This window comes from Dyadobacter sp. AC419, assembly GCF_979253085.1.
In genome coordinates, this window is the sequence record NZ_CEEDCD010000010.1 from 1 (window position 1) to 15,499 (window position 15,499).

Sequence of the window (15,499 nt, forward strand, 5' to 3'; positions counted from 1 at the left end):
GCTGCACTTGATGGAGAGATCACAGGCAGTGCAAAAACGTATTTCGACGCTGGAATTGCTGCTTCTTTCGCTCAATATGGCTTGACTCCTCCTGCATCATTCATTACCAAACTGGGTGCGGTTACAAGAGAAAAAGTTTTGGAGCAAAAATGGGTCGCACTTTTCGGTCAGGGAGTTGAGGCCTGGGCAGAATGGCGCAGAACAGGTTTCCCGGTTTTCCCGGCTGTTGATCCACGCGCGGTGTTGCAGAACAGCGGCATCCTGCCAACCCGTTTCCCTTATCCTAACTCGGAATATTCGCTGAATGCGGAGTCTGTAAAAGCAGGAGAAGGCCTGAACGGCGGTCCTAACGACATGAAAACCAAGTTGTGGTGGGCAGAGAAGTAAGCAGGTTATTGTTCCAAAAAAATCAAGAATCGAGACTATGAAAAACATTAAAACATACATTCCCGCACTTTGCCTGGCACTTACGCTTTCACTGGGACTGACATCCTGCAAAGAAGAAGATCCGTTTCTGGACCGCGACGTGGCGCCGGTGCTGGTTGACATTGTCGGTGCTGCGTTCGGCGCACCTATCGCAAGTGAGCCAACCGTTGGTTACCAGGCGACTGCTCCGAAATTAACCCTTTCGGCACGCTTGCTTGAACTGGACAAGACCAACATTCTGGATCATACAAAAGGAATCGATTCCATTCCCGTTCCGAATGTTCCGATTAAAATCACCTTGCGTACGGGAGCCGTTTTGGGCGAAGTAACATCCAACGCACAAGGCCTCGTAACGATTGATAAAACATGGGCTGAACTAGGCGTTCCGACACCGAAAGCAGGCACGGTTACGAAGATTTCCTGGACGGGAACGTACAAGGGAATTGCATTCACAAGATTTTCACAAATTCAAGCTAACTAACTCAAAATAAGGATAATGTACAGATATATTTTTTAAATATTTTGTATATTGGACCAAGGACTTTACCACAAATACTTATCGTCACATCTTTTCTAAACAATACGACAATGACTCAAAAAATGGACCGTCGAAATCTGTTAAAATCCGGTTTAATGGCAATCGGAGGAATGACTTTGGCACCGCATCTGAGCATGGGTGCGATCTCTCAAAACGCGCCGCTTAGTCTGGACCCTGAAAACCGCATTTTCCGCAGCCCAATGGTAAGAGAACACTTCTTGCCAAATGACTTCAAAGCACCAAAAATCATTGCGAAATTAAATTCCAATGAAAACCCATACTCGGGCCTCCTATGTCCGCGCAAAAAGCCGTTGCCGATTCTGTAAAGAACGGAAACCGTTATGCTTGGAAAGAAATGTATGACCTGATTGACAAAATTGCCAAAAAAGAAGAGCGTTCCTGCTGACCACATTGACGGATGGGACCGGGTTCTTCGGATCTTTTGGAAAAAGTGGCTTTGGTAACATTCATGAACGGAAAAGGAAACATAGTTTCTGCTGTCTCATGTTATATGTCACTTGTACAAGTTGCTAAATCCGTAGGTGCAACCTGGAAACCTGTTCCTTGTACAGCCGACTGGTCACATGACCTGAAAGCGATGGAAGCTGCTATCGACAGCGAAACAAAACTGGTTTACGTTTGTAACCCAAACAACCCAACCGGTGCGATTACAAAAGGTCAGGACTTGCTTGATTTCTGTTCCCGCGTCTCTGAAAAAGTGCCTGTATTCGTTGACGAAGCTTACATTGAGCTTGCCGTTGGCGCTGACACGCAGAGCACGGTTTCGCTTTTGAGCCAAAAGAAAAATGTAATTGTTGCGCGTACTTTCTCTAAAATCATGGGAATGGCCGGAATTCGCGTAGGTTATATGGTTGCACTCCCAACTTACCTGGCGGGCATTAATAAGATCACACGTGGCGGAATGGGCATTTCTTACACTTCTATTTTCGCAGCATCTGCAAGCTTGGACGACAATCAATTCCAGGACAGCACGCGCAAAATGAACCACGAAGCGAAACTTTATCTATACGAAAACCTGGATAAATTACAAATACATTCCTTCTTACACCAACTTCGTGTTATTCCCGATCAGCATCACCGGTAAGGAACTCCTCACCAAGATGAGCGAAAAAGGAGTAGCCGTTAGGTCATTCGACATTCAGACAAACGATGGTGCCGCGTAAGCATTGGCACGATGGACGAAATGAAATCTTTCGTAGGCGCGCTCAACCAGCTCAGCTAGCCAAACACTTTATCAGCCTGGCCTCACTGCCGGGCTGATAATATTTTCACTCCTATAACAATATCAATAATCCTGACCCCTTAAATCATCATTATACCCATTGACCATTCAAATTATTTTTGATCATGAGTGATGCATTGCAAAAAACCATAACACTCTTATTATTAATTGGATTAGGCCTTCTTCTTAAGTCCAAATTCAAAAACAAAGACCAGACAAATGGTATAAAAGAGATCATATTGTCCGTTGCATTGCCTTCTACGATCTTTATATCATTAATGAAGATTGAGATTGATTCGTCCATGATCATCATTCCGGTGGTGACGCTGGTTTTCAACTTCTTAATGTTTTTTTCTCCGCGCCGCTCGCATTTTCATTATTTGGAATAGAAAAAAACAGCCCGACTGGCAGGACTTTAATGATGCTCATCCCATCGCTTGCTCCCGGCCTTTCCTGCTTTCCTTTTATTGCTGAATTTTTAGGTGAAAAAAGCCTTGCTATCGCAGCATTGGCCGATGTTGGAAGTACTTTTGTCCTCATTTCGCTTTATATTCTGGCGATGAACATGTTCTTGAAAACAGCGACGATAAGGAAACGAAAATCGGTGGAAAGCTTAAAAGTCTGTTTGCCAGCATGTTCCAGGAGCCGATTAACATCCTGATTTTCCTAGCGATCATTCTTTTGAGTGTGGGCATTAATTACAGCAGTCTGCCATTTGTAATCACGCAGGTTTGACAAAACCAGCGCCATGATGACGCCATTGGTTTTGCTATTCATTGGTTTGGCAGTGCAGCTTAAAGAAGGCAAAAAACGCATTGTAGCAAGCATTCTGTTCTTCCGCGCCGGCATTACCATGATTATCAGCGCCGGAATGATCTATGTGCTGCACATTACGGACCTTTCCATGATCTTGCTTGCGATTGTGATTCCATTGAGTGCGGCTAGTTTCTGGCGATTGGCACACATTTCAGCATTTAATTTGAGAGAAGATGCCAAAGGTTTGGCCAAAGAAAAACGCACTTTTGACCTTGAACTGGCTGTTTTGCTGCTTGCATTCTCTTTGCCGTTTTCAACAATTCTGATCCTGGCAATTCTGTCTTCGGGCTCTTTCTTTGCGCATACATCCACATTGCTTACAACCGGCATGATACTCATTTGCCTTGGCGCCGTGCCGAATGCATTGAGTAAGGTGTTTGTAAAAATGTCAAAAGCTTGATACTCAACAAAACATTTATGCATAAGATCGTAATTACGACTGTCCTGTCTTTTTCGCTTCACGTGATCGCTCAGACAGACAATGTCGCAACGAACAATGTCAAATCAGAGGTTACTATTAAAGTTTCAAAAAAGACAAAACGGCATAAGTATTTCTCTGAAAATGCCCCGGTAACAATGGCTGATGGCAGCGTTAAATCCATTGCGGAAGTGCGGGTCGGTGAGCATGTGAAAACTTGCAGAGGCGGAAAAAGCATGGCAACGCAGGTGAAACAAATTGATGTGTATAACAAACCTGACTTTTCCTTAACCGCCATTTATCTCCGCCCGGCAGAAGCACTCGCGGATTATGATCCTAAAATGATCCCCGCTCTGCTGCTTGAAGCGACGCCTAATCACCGGGTACAAACGAACAAAGGAAAAAAGCGATTAAAAAAGCTGAGCAAGAACGATATATTGTATCACTATGAGCCTTCTACTGGAATAGTCTCGACCTGGAAAGTGGGCGCTGTGAAGCAAAACGCGCGCGTGGTTTCGAAAGCCTATAATCTCGAAACGGAAGACGGGACTTACTTAGTGGATAATGTAATGGTTGCACAATAGCTTTATTTACTCAACATTCTGAAAGGGACGCTGGCAGCAGCGTCCTTTTTTGTTTTACAAAGCAGGTTTGCATTGCCAGTCAGCAAAACCTTTCCGACCTTTGCACCTGTAAAAACGAATTTTATTGTGCCTGATATCAACACTTCATTGACTCCGAAAGAACTCGGTTTTAGCTTCCCGGCCGAATGGTTTCCGCACCGTGCAACCTGGCTTACATTCCCGCATAACGAATCATCCTGGCAAGGCGAACGGCTTTCGAAAATGCTGCCGCAATATCTTGCCTTTATAAAAGCCATCAGTCAGGGAGAAAATGTCGGCATTATCGCCAATGACAATCGAACCTGCAAGGTTTTATTTCAAAAAAATTGGAAGAAACAGGCGTTGACCTTTCCAAAAGATCCGAGTTCCGCTCATTAAACCCACTAATGATGCGTGGTGCCGCGATCATGGGCCTTCTTTTGTCATCAATGAAAAAACAAAGCAAAAAGCGATCGTAAACTGGGGCCACAATGCGTGGGGAGGCAAATATCCTCCTTATGACGATGATAACCGCACACCGGAAGCCATCGCCAGTTACCTGAACTTGCCCGTTTTCAATCCCGGCATCATTACTGGAAGGTGGCGCGGTGGGAATCGAAGAATGGTGCGGGAAGCTTGCTAACCAGCAAATCATGCTTGCTGAACCTGAATAGAAATCCACATTTGAATCAGGGCCAGATTGAAGAGATCCTTTGCCAATATTACGGAATCCAACAAATCCTGTGGGTGGAAGGCGGCATCGTAGGCGATGATACAGACGGCCACATTGATGACACAACGCGCTTTATCAACGAAGACACGGTCATCGCTCTGTGTTGAGCACGATCCGAATGATGAGAACTATGAGATCCTGCAAACCAACCTCCAAATGCTGAAACAAATGCGTCTGGTAAGCGGTAAGCAATTAAATATCATCGAGATCCCAATGCCGCAAAGCCGTCATCATCGATGATTTTCGCACGCCGGGTTCCTTATGCCAATTTCCTGATAACAAACGCCGGTGTCATCACCCCGATTTTCAACAATCCGAATGATCAAACAGCCATCGACATTCTTGAAAAGGCTTTTCCAGATAGAAAAATTATCCCGCTAAGAAGCCACCGAGATCATCTGGGGACAGGGAAGCTTCCACTGCCTGAGCCAGCAAGAGCCGGTGATTTAGATCTTTTTTCTTCAAAGCCCCGGGTTAAAACCCGGGGTTAGGATATCTCGGTCGCCACTACGTGGCTTTTTTTCCGAGTCTCCCAGCCGCGTCAGCGGCGACTGATTTTGTACCCCCAGGCTTCAGCCTGGGGGTCAGAGCCTGAGATGCCAGAAGCTGAGGACGTCGTGAGGAGCTGTGGTAGCAGGCTGAGCTAGGCCGCGCTGTGTGGTGGGCCAGGCTAGGTCGCGCTGTGGTGGGCCAGGCCAGGCTAGGCCGCGCTGTGGTGGGGCGGGCCAGGCCAGGCCGCGCTGTGGCGGGGGCGGGCCAGGCTAGGCCGGCGCTGTGGTGGGGGCGGGCCAGGCTAGGCCGGCGCTGTGGTGGGGCGGGCCAGGCTAGGCCGGCGCTGTGGTGGGGCGGGCCAGGCTAGGCCGGCGCTGGCCTCCCCGGGTCAAAACCCGGGGTTAGGATATCTGCCGCCACTACGTGGCTTTTTTTCCAAATCACCAGCTGCGTCAGCGGCTGCGTGATTTGTTTCCCTGCGGGCTTAAGCCCGGGGGCGGTGTTATAAAAGAGAATGATTACTGCTTTCCCGCATCTGCCAAATCCGCCCAGTCTTCCGGCTCGTGTAAAAAGACGTTATAATCTACGAAACCGCGAATTCCATCGACCCAGCCTTTTTCGCTATGCTGCCAGAAAAGGACTTGTGCGTCGGATGCGAGATCGTTCAGGTGGGGGCGGCGGGAATAGCCGGCTAACCACAACGGATATTCGTCGAAATTTCCGGCAATGTATTTTTTGTAAAAGTATTCGTTAACATAAATGACTGGCTTCACGCCATAATGCGCTTCGATCTGCACGAGCCAGTTTTTTACTCCTTTAATAATAATGTCGTCCGGCTTTTTCGCATGCGTTTCCAGATCAAGAACAGGCGGCAGGTCACCCGGCTCCATCCGCACCTGACCGATGAAGTTCTGCACCTGGCGGTCAGACATTACGCGCGGATTATAAAAATGATAAGCGCCGCGGCGCATCCCTACCCGCTTGGCTTCGGACCAGTTTCGTTTGAATTGCCTGTCCAGGTGCGTCGCACCTTCTGTCGCTTTGATATAAACGAAGTCAATGCCGACATTCTCCGAGCGCGTTGCTTTCAGCTTATCCCAATTAATTTTTGCATTGTGATGTGAGACGTCAATGCCGTGAATAGCGTAGCGGAGGGGCAATTTTATGCCAAATTTGCTGATAAACTCCCACTGATTTTCATCCTTCCGGTCCGACCACCAAACGAGAGCCCCAATAAGGACAATCACCCCGGCGAGAATCGCCCTAGCCCTTCGCAGGCAACGGTTTCAAATAATTTACTTTGGCCGCCGAAGCCTTAACTTTCCTTTTCGCCATACAAAGCAAAAGTACGAAAGATCATTGTTTGAAGCGAAGATCGGCAACCGAATGCTTTTTCATAACCACCGAAAGAAAAACACAACTTTGCAATTTCACAACTTTCTTATTAATTTACTTTTAAAAAAAGACATGCATTCGATTCTTATAAACCCCAGAAACAGCGAAGAATTAAAGTTGTTGTCTGATTTCCTGAAAAAGTCTAACATTACTTCAAAGACACTTTCAGAAGAACAGCTGGAAGATGCTGGGCTTGCTGTTCTTATGCGTGAAGCCGACCGCAGCCCGGAAAGGCTTCTCGCGAAGAAATGTTCATGGCAAAAAGCTTTCAGCGTCATCGAAAGTTGAATTTCTGAAGAAGTTTTCCAAAAGATCTGGTATAACCTTTATAAGCCACAGCTCACAAGCGCGCTGATCGGCCTCATAGACTCCCTCGAAAAAGCGAATTCACTCGCTGACATTCCTCATACAAAGAAGCTCTAAGGGCTTTTCAAACGCATACAGAATCCGAATCGGTGATTACCGTGTCGGGATTTTTGTAGAAAACGACACGGTTGAGCTTGCTCGCCTGGCGCACCGCAAGGACATTTACAACATCTTTCCCTAGTATTCTGCTGAGTTAATTTTAAAAAATAACTCATCCAACCATTCACTTTCCTATTTCAACCACTCATGTACTATGTTATGCATAGTACCTGTCATAGCATTACGTTTGTATTGTTCAAACGGAACAAAAGAACAGAAACTTAAAACATCTATTAGCCATGAAAACTTCATTCAGAACCTTCGCATTAGTTATCGCCTTCGTTGCTTCTTTCGCTTTCAACTCATTTGCTGATGACAAAGAATCTAAAAAAGTAACCGGCTTCGGAACAGGCATATTTGTTGCTAAAAACCAAAAGCTTTTCGTAAGCGTCGATAAATACAATGACGCAAACGCATTCATCCTGGTTACCGACAAGAAAGGCAAAACCATTTACCGCGAGCAATTGGGCAAAAAAATGGAAAAAGTCAGAAAAATATATGACTTGAACGAGTTGCCAGCAGGAGATTACAACATCGAGATTTTCAGCAACGGCGAAAAAGTAACTAAAACCATTACAGTTAACGAACCAACCGTTTCCCGTTCAATCAGTCTTCGTTAAGGAAAAAATTATTAGCCAGAAAAATAAAAAGGGCCGCTGTTTCACAACAGCGGCCCTTTTGCATTGCTATCACCTGAATTCTAAATCACAACATTCACAATCCGCTTGGGAACGACGATCACTTTTTTCGCTTCTTTTCCTTCCATCCATCGCTGCACCGTTTCATTTGCGAGCACTTCTTTTTCGATTTCAGAAGTTGGCGTATCCAAAGCGAACGACAACGAAGCCCTCACTTTTCCATTTATCTGGATCGGATATTCGAAAACTGCGTCTGTCACGTGCTGCAACTCCCATTTCGGAAATGCTGCCTTTGAAACCGTTCCCGGCTCATTCCCAAGTGCACTCCAAAGCTCCTCCGTAATGTGCGGCGCATAAGGCGATAGCAAAACCACCAATTCCTGCAAAACCGATTTGCTCTGACATTTAAGCGCTCCCAACTCGTTCACGCACACCATAAAGGCGCTTACTGCCGTGTTGAATGAGAAATGCTCAATGTCTTCTTCAATCTTTTTGATTGTCTTATGCAGGATTTTCAACTCTTCAGGCTTAGCAGGAATGTCTTTTACAAGCCACTGACCTGCATCGTTGTAAAACAATCTCCAGAGCTTGCGGATGAAGCGATATGTTCCATCTATTCCATTGGTATTCCAGGGCTTAGCTTGTTCCAATGGCCCCAAAAACATTTCATACAAACGCAATGTGTCGGCTCCGTAACGCTCCACAATGTCATCCGGATTCACAACATTGAACTTGGATTTCGACATTTTCTCCACTTCCACGCCACACACATATTTGCCATCTTCCAAAATGAATGTTGGATTTTCTCCAATGATATCACGACGTGTTGCTTTGAATTTCTCAACGTCTAAAACATCATTTTCAACAATGTTCACATCCACATGCAATGCAGAAACCTCATATTGATCGCGCAAACCGGCACTTACAAAAACAGGATTGACGTAATCTTCCGATTTGACGCGATACACAAAATTGCTGCGCCCCTGGATCATGCCTTGGTTAATCAGCTTTTTGAATGGCTCTTCTTCGGGCACAAAACCGCGGTCTTTCAAGAATTTATTCCAAAAACGACTGTACAACAAATGTCCCGTCGCATGCTCCGTTCCACCGATGTACAAATCCACATCGCGCCAGTAGTCGATCGATTCTTTCGAAGCGAACTCTTCCTGGTTTTTCGGGTCCATATAGCGATACCAATACCAGCTGCTCCCCGCCCATCCCGGCATGGTGCTTAACTCATAACCATTGCCCGAGCTGTGTGCCCAATCCTGCGCACGGCCCAAAGGCGGCTCGCCGCTTTCAGTTGGTAAATATTTATCAACTTCCGGCAGATTCAACGGCAACTCATTGTCTTCCAGTAAATAAGGAAGCGGCTCTCCATTGCTGTCATTTTTATAAAAAACAGGCACAGGCTCGCCCCAGTAACGCTGACGGCTGAAAACAGCGTCACGCAAACGATAATTGATCTTTCCTTTTCCAATGCCCTTTTCTTCCAGCCAGGTCACAAGCACTTTGTTCGCTTCATGGAAAGTCAGGCCGTTGATCATTCCGGAATTGATATAATGTCCTTCTTTTGTGGAATCCGCCTGCGTTTCCATTTCTTTTTGTGCATCCAGGATCGGAATGATCGGCAAGTCGAAATGCTTTGCAAAATTCCAGTCGCGCTGATCGCCGGACGGAACCGCCATGACGGCGCCTGTTCCATAACCTGCCAAAACGTAATCCGCTATATAAACCGGGATTTTTTCATCGTTGAATGGATTCACCGAGTGAGCGCCTGTAAATGCGCCCGAAACCGTTTTCACATCCGACATCCGGTCACGCTCCGATTTTTTCTTCGTCGAAGCAATGTAAGTGTCAATGTCGCCGCGCTGCTCTGGGGTGGTGATAATGTCAACCAGCTCGTGCTCAGGTGCTAACACCATGAATGTTACGCCGTAAATCGTGTCAACGCGTGTTGTAAAAACTTCAATTTCGTTTTCATGACCGTCGATGCCAAATTTAACCAAAGCACCCACCGAGCGTCCAATCCAGTTTTTCTGCTGCTCTTTCAGCGATTCGGTCCAATCCACTTTGTCCAAACCATCGATCAAACGCTGTGCATATGCCGTAATGCGCATCATCCACTGGCGCATCAATTTCTGAACAACCGGAAATCCACCGCGTTCTGAAACGCCATCTTTCACCTCGTCATTGGAAAGCACTGAACCCAACCCTGCGCACCAGTTTACCGTTGCATCAGCAACATAAGTAAGCCTGTATTGCAACGTAATTTTATATTGCTCCTCTTCCGACCAGCTGTTCCATTCTTCTGCTGTAAAAATCGGCGTATCCTCGTCATGCGGCGCATGAACACCTTTATTTCCGCTTTTTTCGAAAATAGAAATCAAGGATTCGATCGGTTCCGCTTTGTCAGAATCGTTGTTATACCAGCTTTTGAAAAGCTCCATAAAGATCCATTGGGTCCATTTGTAATAACCTGGATCTGAGGTGCGCACTTCACGTTTCCAGTCGTAACTGAAACCGAGATTCTTTAATTGCTCAATGTAACGCGTGATGTTCTGCTCCGTCGTGATGGCCGGATGCTGACCAGTCTGGATTGCATATTGCTCGGCCGGCAGACCAAAACTATCGAAGCCCATCGGGTGCAATACATTAAAACCTTTCAGCCTTTTATATCTCGAATAAATATCGGAGGCAATGTAGCCAAGCGGATGCCCCACATGCAATCCGGCTCCAGAAGGATACGGAAACATATCCAATACATAATATTTAGGCAGATTTGACTGATTTTCAACGCTGAATGTGCCGTTGCTTTCCCAGTAATCCTGCCACTTTTTTTCAATCTCCCGATGACTATAATCACTCATATCTGTTGCTAATTTTCCTTATTCCGATAGGGGTTGGTGCTATGCCTTGCCTTATTTTCAAACTGAGCGCAAAAATAGCCTTTTTGATCGTAATCCGGGTCAAGTAGTCCCACATTCCAGCCACAAACCGTGAGCAAAACTCGTTTGTAGAAAGTTATGCCCATTTGAAGCCTTAATACATGCATTGCTATTGGGCATGACTTTTTAATATTTTTTACTAATTCTATTTAACCAACAAACGAAATATCCACATGAAAAACATTATGATTGCGCTGTGTTTGATGACGATTAGCTATGCGGCGACAGCACAATACGACCCGGCTTTCAGATTCGGAATTAAGGCGGGAGCTAATTTATCCAACATTAATGGAAGCAATGATCTGACATTGTCTGGCGGTAACAATCCGTTCAATTTCAAGGACAATGATAACCGCTCATTAGGATTTGTGGGCGGTGTTTTCTTCCGTTTTGGTAAAACTTTTTATATCCAGCCAGAGCTTTTGTTATCGCAGAAAGGAGGCCGTTTTAATGTATATGAAGACGGTGTACAAGATTCTAACGGAAAGGTTGACGTTCGTTTTTCTAACTTCGACGTGCCTGTTCTTTTCGGTGTGCGCGTTGCTAAGTTTTTCCGTATCAATGTTGGCCCAATGGCTTCTTTGAGACTGTCTAACAATGGTAAAATCGGTGATTCATTCGATGACATTACAGGAGGAAACTCTGGCGCTGAATTCAAAAATCGCCTTGCTTACGGTTATCAGGCGGGTGTAGGCGTTGATTTGGGAAGATTAAGCCTGGATGTGCGTTACGAAGGAAATTTCACGGACATTGTGAAAGTTGAATTTGATAATGCGACAACTGCATCGCAATTTGGAAAGAAGAGCAATTTGTTCCAGGCAACGCTTGGCTTTGCAATTTTCTGATCAAAACAATAAGAATTTTAAAACGGGACCGTCGCTACGACTGTCCCGTTTTTGTTTTTAGACAATGTCAGTGAATCTGCAAGCTATTTCTACTTTTGCATTTCTTTACCTAAATTGCCTGTAAACGAAATCGTACATTACAGGCGGATTCAAACAGCGCGGTGGCAATAAATACAGATAATGTAAGGTTGGTTTTTGGATTGAAGCTGAAACAGCTCAGACTGGATAAAGGCATGTCGCTCAGCGAGCTTTCGCAAAAGTCGGGCTTATCGATTTCCTATATCAACGAAATTGAGAAAGGAAAAAAATATCCGAAATCTGACAAGATCATTGCATTGGCGGCTGCTATGGATGTGGATTACGACACGCTCGTTTCGCTGAAACTAAGCAAAAGGCTTGAACCCATTTCCGATCTTCTCAGCTCAAATGTACTTACCGAGCTTCCGCTCGAACTTTTCGGGATTGACCCCGCTAATTTGCTGGAAATTTTATCCGATGCGCCTGCGAAGATCAGCGCATTTGTGGGCACACTAATCGAGATTGCGCGCAATTATAATATGTCCATTGAGAAGTTTTATTTCTCAGCATTGCGGACTTACCAGGAAATGCACGACAATTATTTTGAGGAAATCGAGCAGGATGCGGAGCGTTTTTTGATCGAAAATAATGTCGCTCCGGATCAGATTTTAGGTGAAAATGATCTGGCTGAAATTTTGAGATCCAGATATAATTACAAAATTGAAAACATCAACGAGAAGGCCAATCCCGAATTTTCGAGTGTGCGTTCGCTGACAATTACCAATGTAAATGGAAACCGTTTGCTGATGAATACGCATCTTTCGTCTGTTCAGCGGGCATTTATTTTCGGCAGGGAAATCGGCTATCTCTATTTGGGATTGAAAAACAGGCTGCATACGACCGCCTTAGTCGAGGCTGAGTCTTTCGAACAACTGCTAAACAACTTCAAGGCTTCCTACTTTTCCAGCGCGATCATTATCAAAAGAAGTTTGCTTGTTCCTGCCGTTGGGGCTGTTTTTGAGCAAAAACGCTGGCGTCCCGAACAGCTTATCGAGCTGATCCATCAATTTAATACAACGCCCGAATCGTTTTGTTATCGGCTGAGCAATATTTTGCCGCGCTATTTCGGCATTAATCAGATCTTTTTCTCGCGTTTCAACAATTTCGTTGGTCAGAATATCTTTGACATGACCAAGGAAATGCACATTTCAAGAAAGCATTATCCCCACACGGTCAAAGACGAGCATTATTGCAGAAGGTGGGTTGCGCTCACGATTTTGAATGATCTGGGCGATAAAATCCGGAACAAACAGCAGCCCGGAGTTCTTTGCAAAGCGCAAAAATCAACTTATCTGGACACGCGCGACGAGTATTTGGTAATCAGTTTCGCGCAGCCCATGTCGCCGACGCCGAACTTGAATGTGAGTGTGTCCATGGGAATTTATCTGGATGCGCAAACACGCGAAAAACTTCAATTCCTGGACGATCCGTTTCTGGTGGCAAGAGAAGTGAACCAAACCTGTGAACGGTGCTCACTTTTTGATTGCAGGGAGCGCATTGCAGCTCCGACTATTTTACAAAAAAAGCATAAAAACGAAGAATTAAGGAAGGCGCTTAAACGGATGATTAATTAATTATCCTGTCTCATAGGGGCTTTGGCGACCAGGCATGTCATCATAGGGAAGCGCTAAAATGCGGGATTAAAAAAATCTTAGAATTTCCATTCGCATCAGCGCTGACTTCGTTCCGATTTATCTTTGTAAAATTTTTGAAACAATGCTATGCCTGGCACCTATGAATTTGAAGATTTTCTTTTAAAAGTTTCCACACCCTTTTATTTGCTGCTGATCTGCGTCGAAGTTTTCCTGACTTACCGGCCAACTCACGAACACAATGGCCAGCGTGCAACTTATCATTTCAAAGACACCATTACGAATGCCATGTTAATGTTGCTAAACGGCGGCGTTGACCTGCTTTTCAGGACCGCATATGTGGGTGTACTGATCTGGTTTTATAATGTTGGTTTCGCTGTAACAATTAATAATCCAGTCATTTACTGGCTTGCATTGTTTTTACTGGAAGACCTTGCATTTTACACTTTGCATTATGTGGATCATCATTCGCGGCTATTCTGGGCAGTTCATGTTACGCACCATTCTTCGGAGCACTTCAATCTGACAACGGGTTTCAGATCGTCTGTTTTTCAGCCGTTATACCGCTTTATTTACTTCATTCCGCTGACTTATGTTGGCTTCAATCCTGCCGACATTATCATTATGTATTCGCTCACGCAGATCTACGGGATCATTGTGCACACCGAATATGTGGGAAAACTAGGCTGGCTTGAACACATTTTTGTAACGCCTTCGCACCACCGCGTGCATCACGCGAGCAATGTTGAATATCTGGATAAAAACATGGGCATGTGCCTCATTATCTGGGACCGGCTTTTCGGAACATTCCAGGAAGAATTGCCTGCTGTCCCGCCACGTTACGGCCTGACCAAACCCATTGAAAACACGAGTCTGGCACACACCGTTTTTCACGAATGGAAGGAAATAGGAAAGGATTTCAAGATCGAAACGGATGCGAAGACCAAGTTTAAATATCTGCTAAAAGCACCGGGATGGTCGCACGACGGTTCAAGGCAAACCACGAAAGAACTGCAAAAAACGTCATTGGAAAGCGCCGCATTTGAAAATCGGAATCCGACTACTATTTGAAAGCCGGAATCCCGGTGATTTCTGCACCTAAAATCAGCAAATGAATGTCATGTGTGCCTTCGTAGGTGATAACCGATTCGAGGTTCATCATGTGGCGCATAATCGGATATTCACCCGAAATGCCCATCGCGCCCAGGATCTGCCGACATTCCCTGGCTACATGAAGTGCCATATCCACATTGTTGCGCTTCGCCATGGAAATTTGGGTTGTTGTCGCTTTTCCGGCATTCATTAATGTTCCTAATCGCCAGGCCAGCAATTGGGCTTTGGTGATTTCGGTCAGCATTTCGGCCAGTTTCTTCTGGGTTAGCTGAAAAGCGGCAATGGGTTTATCAAACTGAATGCGTTCCGCGGCATATTTCACAGCGGTTTCATAGCAATCCATTGCGGCACCAATAACGCCCCACGCGATGCCATAACGCGCTTTATCCAGACATTGCAAAGGCGATTTGAGCCCGGATACATTAGGTAAAATATTTTCCTGGGGAATCAGAACATTGTCAAAAATCAGCTCTCCCGTTGCGCTTGCCCGCAACGACCATTTATTATGGATCTCGGGTGTTGAAAATCCTTCCATTCCACGCTCCACGATCAATCCGCGCACTTTTCCTTCACCATCTCTCGCCCACACGACCGCTATATCCGCGAAAGGAGCATTGGAGATCCACATTTTAGAACCATTCAGACGATAATCGTTTTCGGTTTTGGAAATTCTGGTTTGCATACCAGCTGGATTCGAACCATGATCCGGCTCTGTTAACCCAAAGCAGCCTATCATTTCGCCGCTCGCAAGTCCGGGAAGATATTTTTGTTTTTGTTCTTCCGATCCAAATTCATAGATCGGCCACATTACCAGCGAACTCTGCACCGAAATCGTCGAACGCATGCCCGAATCGCCCCTTTCTATTTCCTGGCACATTAGCCCATAACTGATATAATCCAAACCACCGCCGCCATATTCAGCAGGAATCGTCGCGCCAAACAACCCAATCTCACCAAACTTCTTAATCAAATGCAAAGGAAATTCCCCCTTCTGAGCACAGTCCTCAATGACCGGTTTAATCTCCCGATCCGAAAAATTTTTGACGGTGCTTGCAATCAGTTGCTGCTCAGCAGTAAGCAGGTCGCTGATGTTAAAAAAGTCTGTGGCCATGATCAATGCGTATGAAAATCCTTTTACAATATAAGCACAGTTACAA

Annotated in this window: 20 protein-coding genes; 16 read left to right on the forward strand and 4 right to left on the reverse strand. The window is 45.4% G+C overall.

Translation table 11 applies throughout. From position 1 onward, the window contains the following. From AC0IYG_RS04400 to AC0IYG_RS04415, 4 genes are all read left to right on the forward strand, one after another. Positions 1-387 (forward strand): SusD/RagB family nutrient-binding outer membrane lipoprotein (locus AC0IYG_RS04400; protein ID WP_471709824.1); only part of this gene is annotated, 387 nt, incomplete at its 5' end. 37 nt (positions 388-424) lie between these two features. Next, entirely contained in the window at positions 425-907 is a 483-nt protein-coding gene (locus tag AC0IYG_RS04405; protein ID WP_471709826.1) for a hypothetical protein, read from the forward strand. 107 nt (positions 908-1,014) lie between these two features. Further along, positions 1,015-1,290, forward strand: a complete 276-nt coding sequence (locus AC0IYG_RS04410; RefSeq protein WP_471709828.1) for a hypothetical protein — start codon at positions 1,015-1,017, stop codon at positions 1,288-1,290. Between the two features lie 92 nt (positions 1,291-1,382). Further along, on the forward strand, positions 1,383-2,069 hold the full coding sequence (locus AC0IYG_RS04415) for an aminotransferase class I/II-fold pyridoxal phosphate-dependent enzyme (RefSeq protein ID WP_471709829.1): 687 nt from the start codon (positions 1,383-1,385) through the stop codon (positions 2,067-2,069). Positions 2,070-2,540: 471 nt separating this feature from the next. Here the strand turns inward: AC0IYG_RS04415 and AC0IYG_RS04420 are convergent, their stop codons facing one another. Beyond that, the gene (locus tag AC0IYG_RS04420; RefSeq protein WP_471709830.1) at positions 2,541-2,747 is read right to left on the reverse strand and encodes a hypothetical protein; all 207 of its coding nucleotides are present in this window, start codon (positions 2,745-2,747) and stop codon (positions 2,541-2,543) included. 208 nt (positions 2,748-2,955) lie between these two features. On the opposite strand from AC0IYG_RS04420, the gene AC0IYG_RS04425 reads away from it, so the two are divergent. The 7 genes from AC0IYG_RS04425 (at position 2,956) to AC0IYG_RS04455 (ending at position 5,267) form a co-directional block, all read left to right on the forward strand. Further along, positions 2,956-3,423, forward strand: coding sequence for a hypothetical protein (locus tag AC0IYG_RS04425; RefSeq protein WP_471709831.1), 468 nt, complete (start codon positions 2,956-2,958; stop codon positions 3,421-3,423). Between the two features lie 17 nt (positions 3,424-3,440). Further along, positions 3,441-4,025, forward strand: coding sequence for a Hint domain-containing protein (locus tag AC0IYG_RS04430; RefSeq protein WP_471709832.1), 585 nt, complete (start codon positions 3,441-3,443; stop codon positions 4,023-4,025). 72 nt (positions 4,026-4,097) lie between these two features. Continuing rightward, on the forward strand, positions 4,098-4,442 hold the full coding sequence (locus AC0IYG_RS04435; protein WP_471709833.1) for an agmatine deiminase family protein: 345 nt from the start codon (positions 4,098-4,100) through the stop codon (positions 4,440-4,442). 46 nt (positions 4,443-4,488) lie between these two features. Then, positions 4,489-4,686: an agmatine deiminase family protein gene (locus AC0IYG_RS04440; protein ID WP_471709862.1), complete on the forward strand. Its 198-nt coding sequence runs from the start codon at positions 4,489-4,491 to the stop codon at positions 4,684-4,686. Further along, positions 4,644-4,883: an agmatine deiminase family protein gene (locus AC0IYG_RS04445; RefSeq protein WP_471709834.1), complete on the forward strand. Its 240-nt coding sequence runs from the start codon at positions 4,644-4,646 to the stop codon at positions 4,881-4,883. Before AC0IYG_RS04440 ends, AC0IYG_RS04445 begins: the two co-directional genes overlap by 43 nt. Positions 4,884-4,932: 49 nt before the next feature. Then, complete coding sequence (locus AC0IYG_RS04450; protein WP_471709863.1) at positions 4,933-5,016, forward strand: hypothetical protein; 84 nt, start codon at positions 4,933-4,935, stop codon at positions 5,014-5,016. Next, positions 5,013-5,267, forward strand: coding sequence for an agmatine deiminase family protein (locus AC0IYG_RS04455; protein WP_471709835.1), 255 nt, complete (start codon positions 5,013-5,015; stop codon positions 5,265-5,267). The genes AC0IYG_RS04450 and AC0IYG_RS04455 overlap by 4 nt, the downstream gene beginning before the upstream one ends. A gap of 519 nt (positions 5,268-5,786) precedes the next feature. On the opposite strand, the gene AC0IYG_RS04460 is transcribed toward AC0IYG_RS04455, so the two are convergent. Further along, complete coding sequence (locus AC0IYG_RS04460; protein WP_471709836.1) at positions 5,787-6,515, reverse strand: glycoside hydrolase family 25 protein; 729 nt, start codon at positions 6,513-6,515, stop codon at positions 5,787-5,789. 220 nt (positions 6,516-6,735) lie between these two features. Here AC0IYG_RS04460 and AC0IYG_RS04465 point away from each other — a divergent pair, with 220 nt between their 5' ends. After that, the gene (locus AC0IYG_RS04465; protein WP_471709838.1) at positions 6,736-6,951 is read left to right on the forward strand and encodes a hypothetical protein; all 216 of its coding nucleotides are present in this window, start codon (positions 6,736-6,738) and stop codon (positions 6,949-6,951) included. Between the two features lie 416 nt (positions 6,952-7,367). Continuing rightward, the gene (locus AC0IYG_RS04470; RefSeq protein ID WP_471709839.1) at positions 7,368-7,748 is read left to right on the forward strand and encodes a hypothetical protein; all 381 of its coding nucleotides are present in this window, start codon (positions 7,368-7,370) and stop codon (positions 7,746-7,748) included. Positions 7,749-7,828: 80 nt separating this feature from the next. Here AC0IYG_RS04470 and leuS read toward each other — a convergent pair whose 3' ends face one another. Next, positions 7,829-10,636: a leucine--tRNA ligase gene (gene leuS / locus AC0IYG_RS04475; protein ID WP_471709840.1), complete on the reverse strand. Its 2,808-nt coding sequence runs from the start codon at positions 10,634-10,636 to the stop codon at positions 7,829-7,831. Between the two features lie 251 nt (positions 10,637-10,887). Here leuS and AC0IYG_RS04480 point away from each other — a divergent pair, with 251 nt between their 5' ends. From AC0IYG_RS04480 to AC0IYG_RS04490, 3 genes are all read left to right on the forward strand, one after another. Further along, complete coding sequence (locus tag AC0IYG_RS04480) at positions 10,888-11,559, forward strand: porin family protein (RefSeq protein ID WP_471709841.1); 672 nt, start codon at positions 10,888-10,890, stop codon at positions 11,557-11,559. A gap of 161 nt (positions 11,560-11,720) precedes the next feature. After that, positions 11,721-13,211 (forward strand): helix-turn-helix domain-containing protein, encoded by a 1,491-nt coding sequence (locus AC0IYG_RS04485; RefSeq protein ID WP_471709842.1) that lies wholly within the window; start codon positions 11,721-11,723, stop codon positions 13,209-13,211. Positions 13,212-13,358: 147 nt separating this feature from the next. After that, complete coding sequence (locus AC0IYG_RS04490) at positions 13,359-14,300, forward strand: sterol desaturase family protein (RefSeq protein ID WP_471709843.1); 942 nt, start codon at positions 13,359-13,361, stop codon at positions 14,298-14,300. Here the strand turns inward: AC0IYG_RS04490 and AC0IYG_RS04495 are convergent. Beyond that, positions 14,293-15,453: an acyl-CoA dehydrogenase family protein gene (locus AC0IYG_RS04495; RefSeq protein ID WP_471709845.1), complete on the reverse strand. Its 1,161-nt coding sequence runs from the start codon at positions 15,451-15,453 to the stop codon at positions 14,293-14,295. The genes AC0IYG_RS04490 and AC0IYG_RS04495 overlap by 8 nt on opposite strands. Between the last annotated feature and the right edge of the window lie 46 nt (positions 15,454-15,499).

Coding starts and splice junctions, on each gene's coding strand:
- AC0IYG_RS04405 (WP_471709826.1), top strand. CDS start 425: ATGAAAAACATTAAAACATACATTCCCGCACTTTGCCTGGCACTTACG.
- AC0IYG_RS04410 (WP_471709828.1), top strand. CDS start 1,015: ATGACTCAAAAAATGGACCGTCGAAATCTGTTAAAATCCGGTTTAATG.
- AC0IYG_RS04415 (WP_471709829.1), top strand. CDS start 1,383: ATGGGACCGGGTTCTTCGGATCTTTTGGAAAAAGTGGCTTTGGTAACA.
- AC0IYG_RS04420 (WP_471709830.1), bottom strand. CDS start 2,747: ATGAGGACAAAAGTACTTCCAACATCGGCCAATGCTGCGATAGCAAGG.
- AC0IYG_RS04425 (WP_471709831.1), top strand. CDS start 2,956: ATGATGACGCCATTGGTTTTGCTATTCATTGGTTTGGCAGTGCAGCTT.
- AC0IYG_RS04430 (WP_471709832.1), top strand. CDS start 3,441: ATGCATAAGATCGTAATTACGACTGTCCTGTCTTTTTCGCTTCACGTG.
- AC0IYG_RS04450 (WP_471709863.1), top strand. CDS start 4,933: ATGCTGAAACAAATGCGTCTGGTAAGCGGTAAGCAATTAAATATCATC.
- AC0IYG_RS04455 (WP_471709835.1), top strand. CDS start 5,013: ATGATTTTCGCACGCCGGGTTCCTTATGCCAATTTCCTGATAACAAAC.
- AC0IYG_RS04465 (WP_471709838.1), top strand. CDS start 6,736: ATGCATTCGATTCTTATAAACCCCAGAAACAGCGAAGAATTAAAGTTG.
- AC0IYG_RS04470 (WP_471709839.1), top strand. CDS start 7,368: ATGAAAACTTCATTCAGAACCTTCGCATTAGTTATCGCCTTCGTTGCT.
- leuS (WP_471709840.1), bottom strand. CDS start 10,636: ATGAGTGATTATAGTCATCGGGAGATTGAAAAAAAGTGGCAGGATTAC.
- AC0IYG_RS04480 (WP_471709841.1), top strand. CDS start 10,888: ATGAAAAACATTATGATTGCGCTGTGTTTGATGACGATTAGCTATGCG.
- AC0IYG_RS04490 (WP_471709843.1), top strand. CDS start 13,359: ATGCCTGGCACCTATGAATTTGAAGATTTTCTTTTAAAAGTTTCCACA.
- AC0IYG_RS04495 (WP_471709845.1), bottom strand. CDS start 15,453: ATGGCCACAGACTTTTTTAACATCAGCGACCTGCTTACTGCTGAGCAG.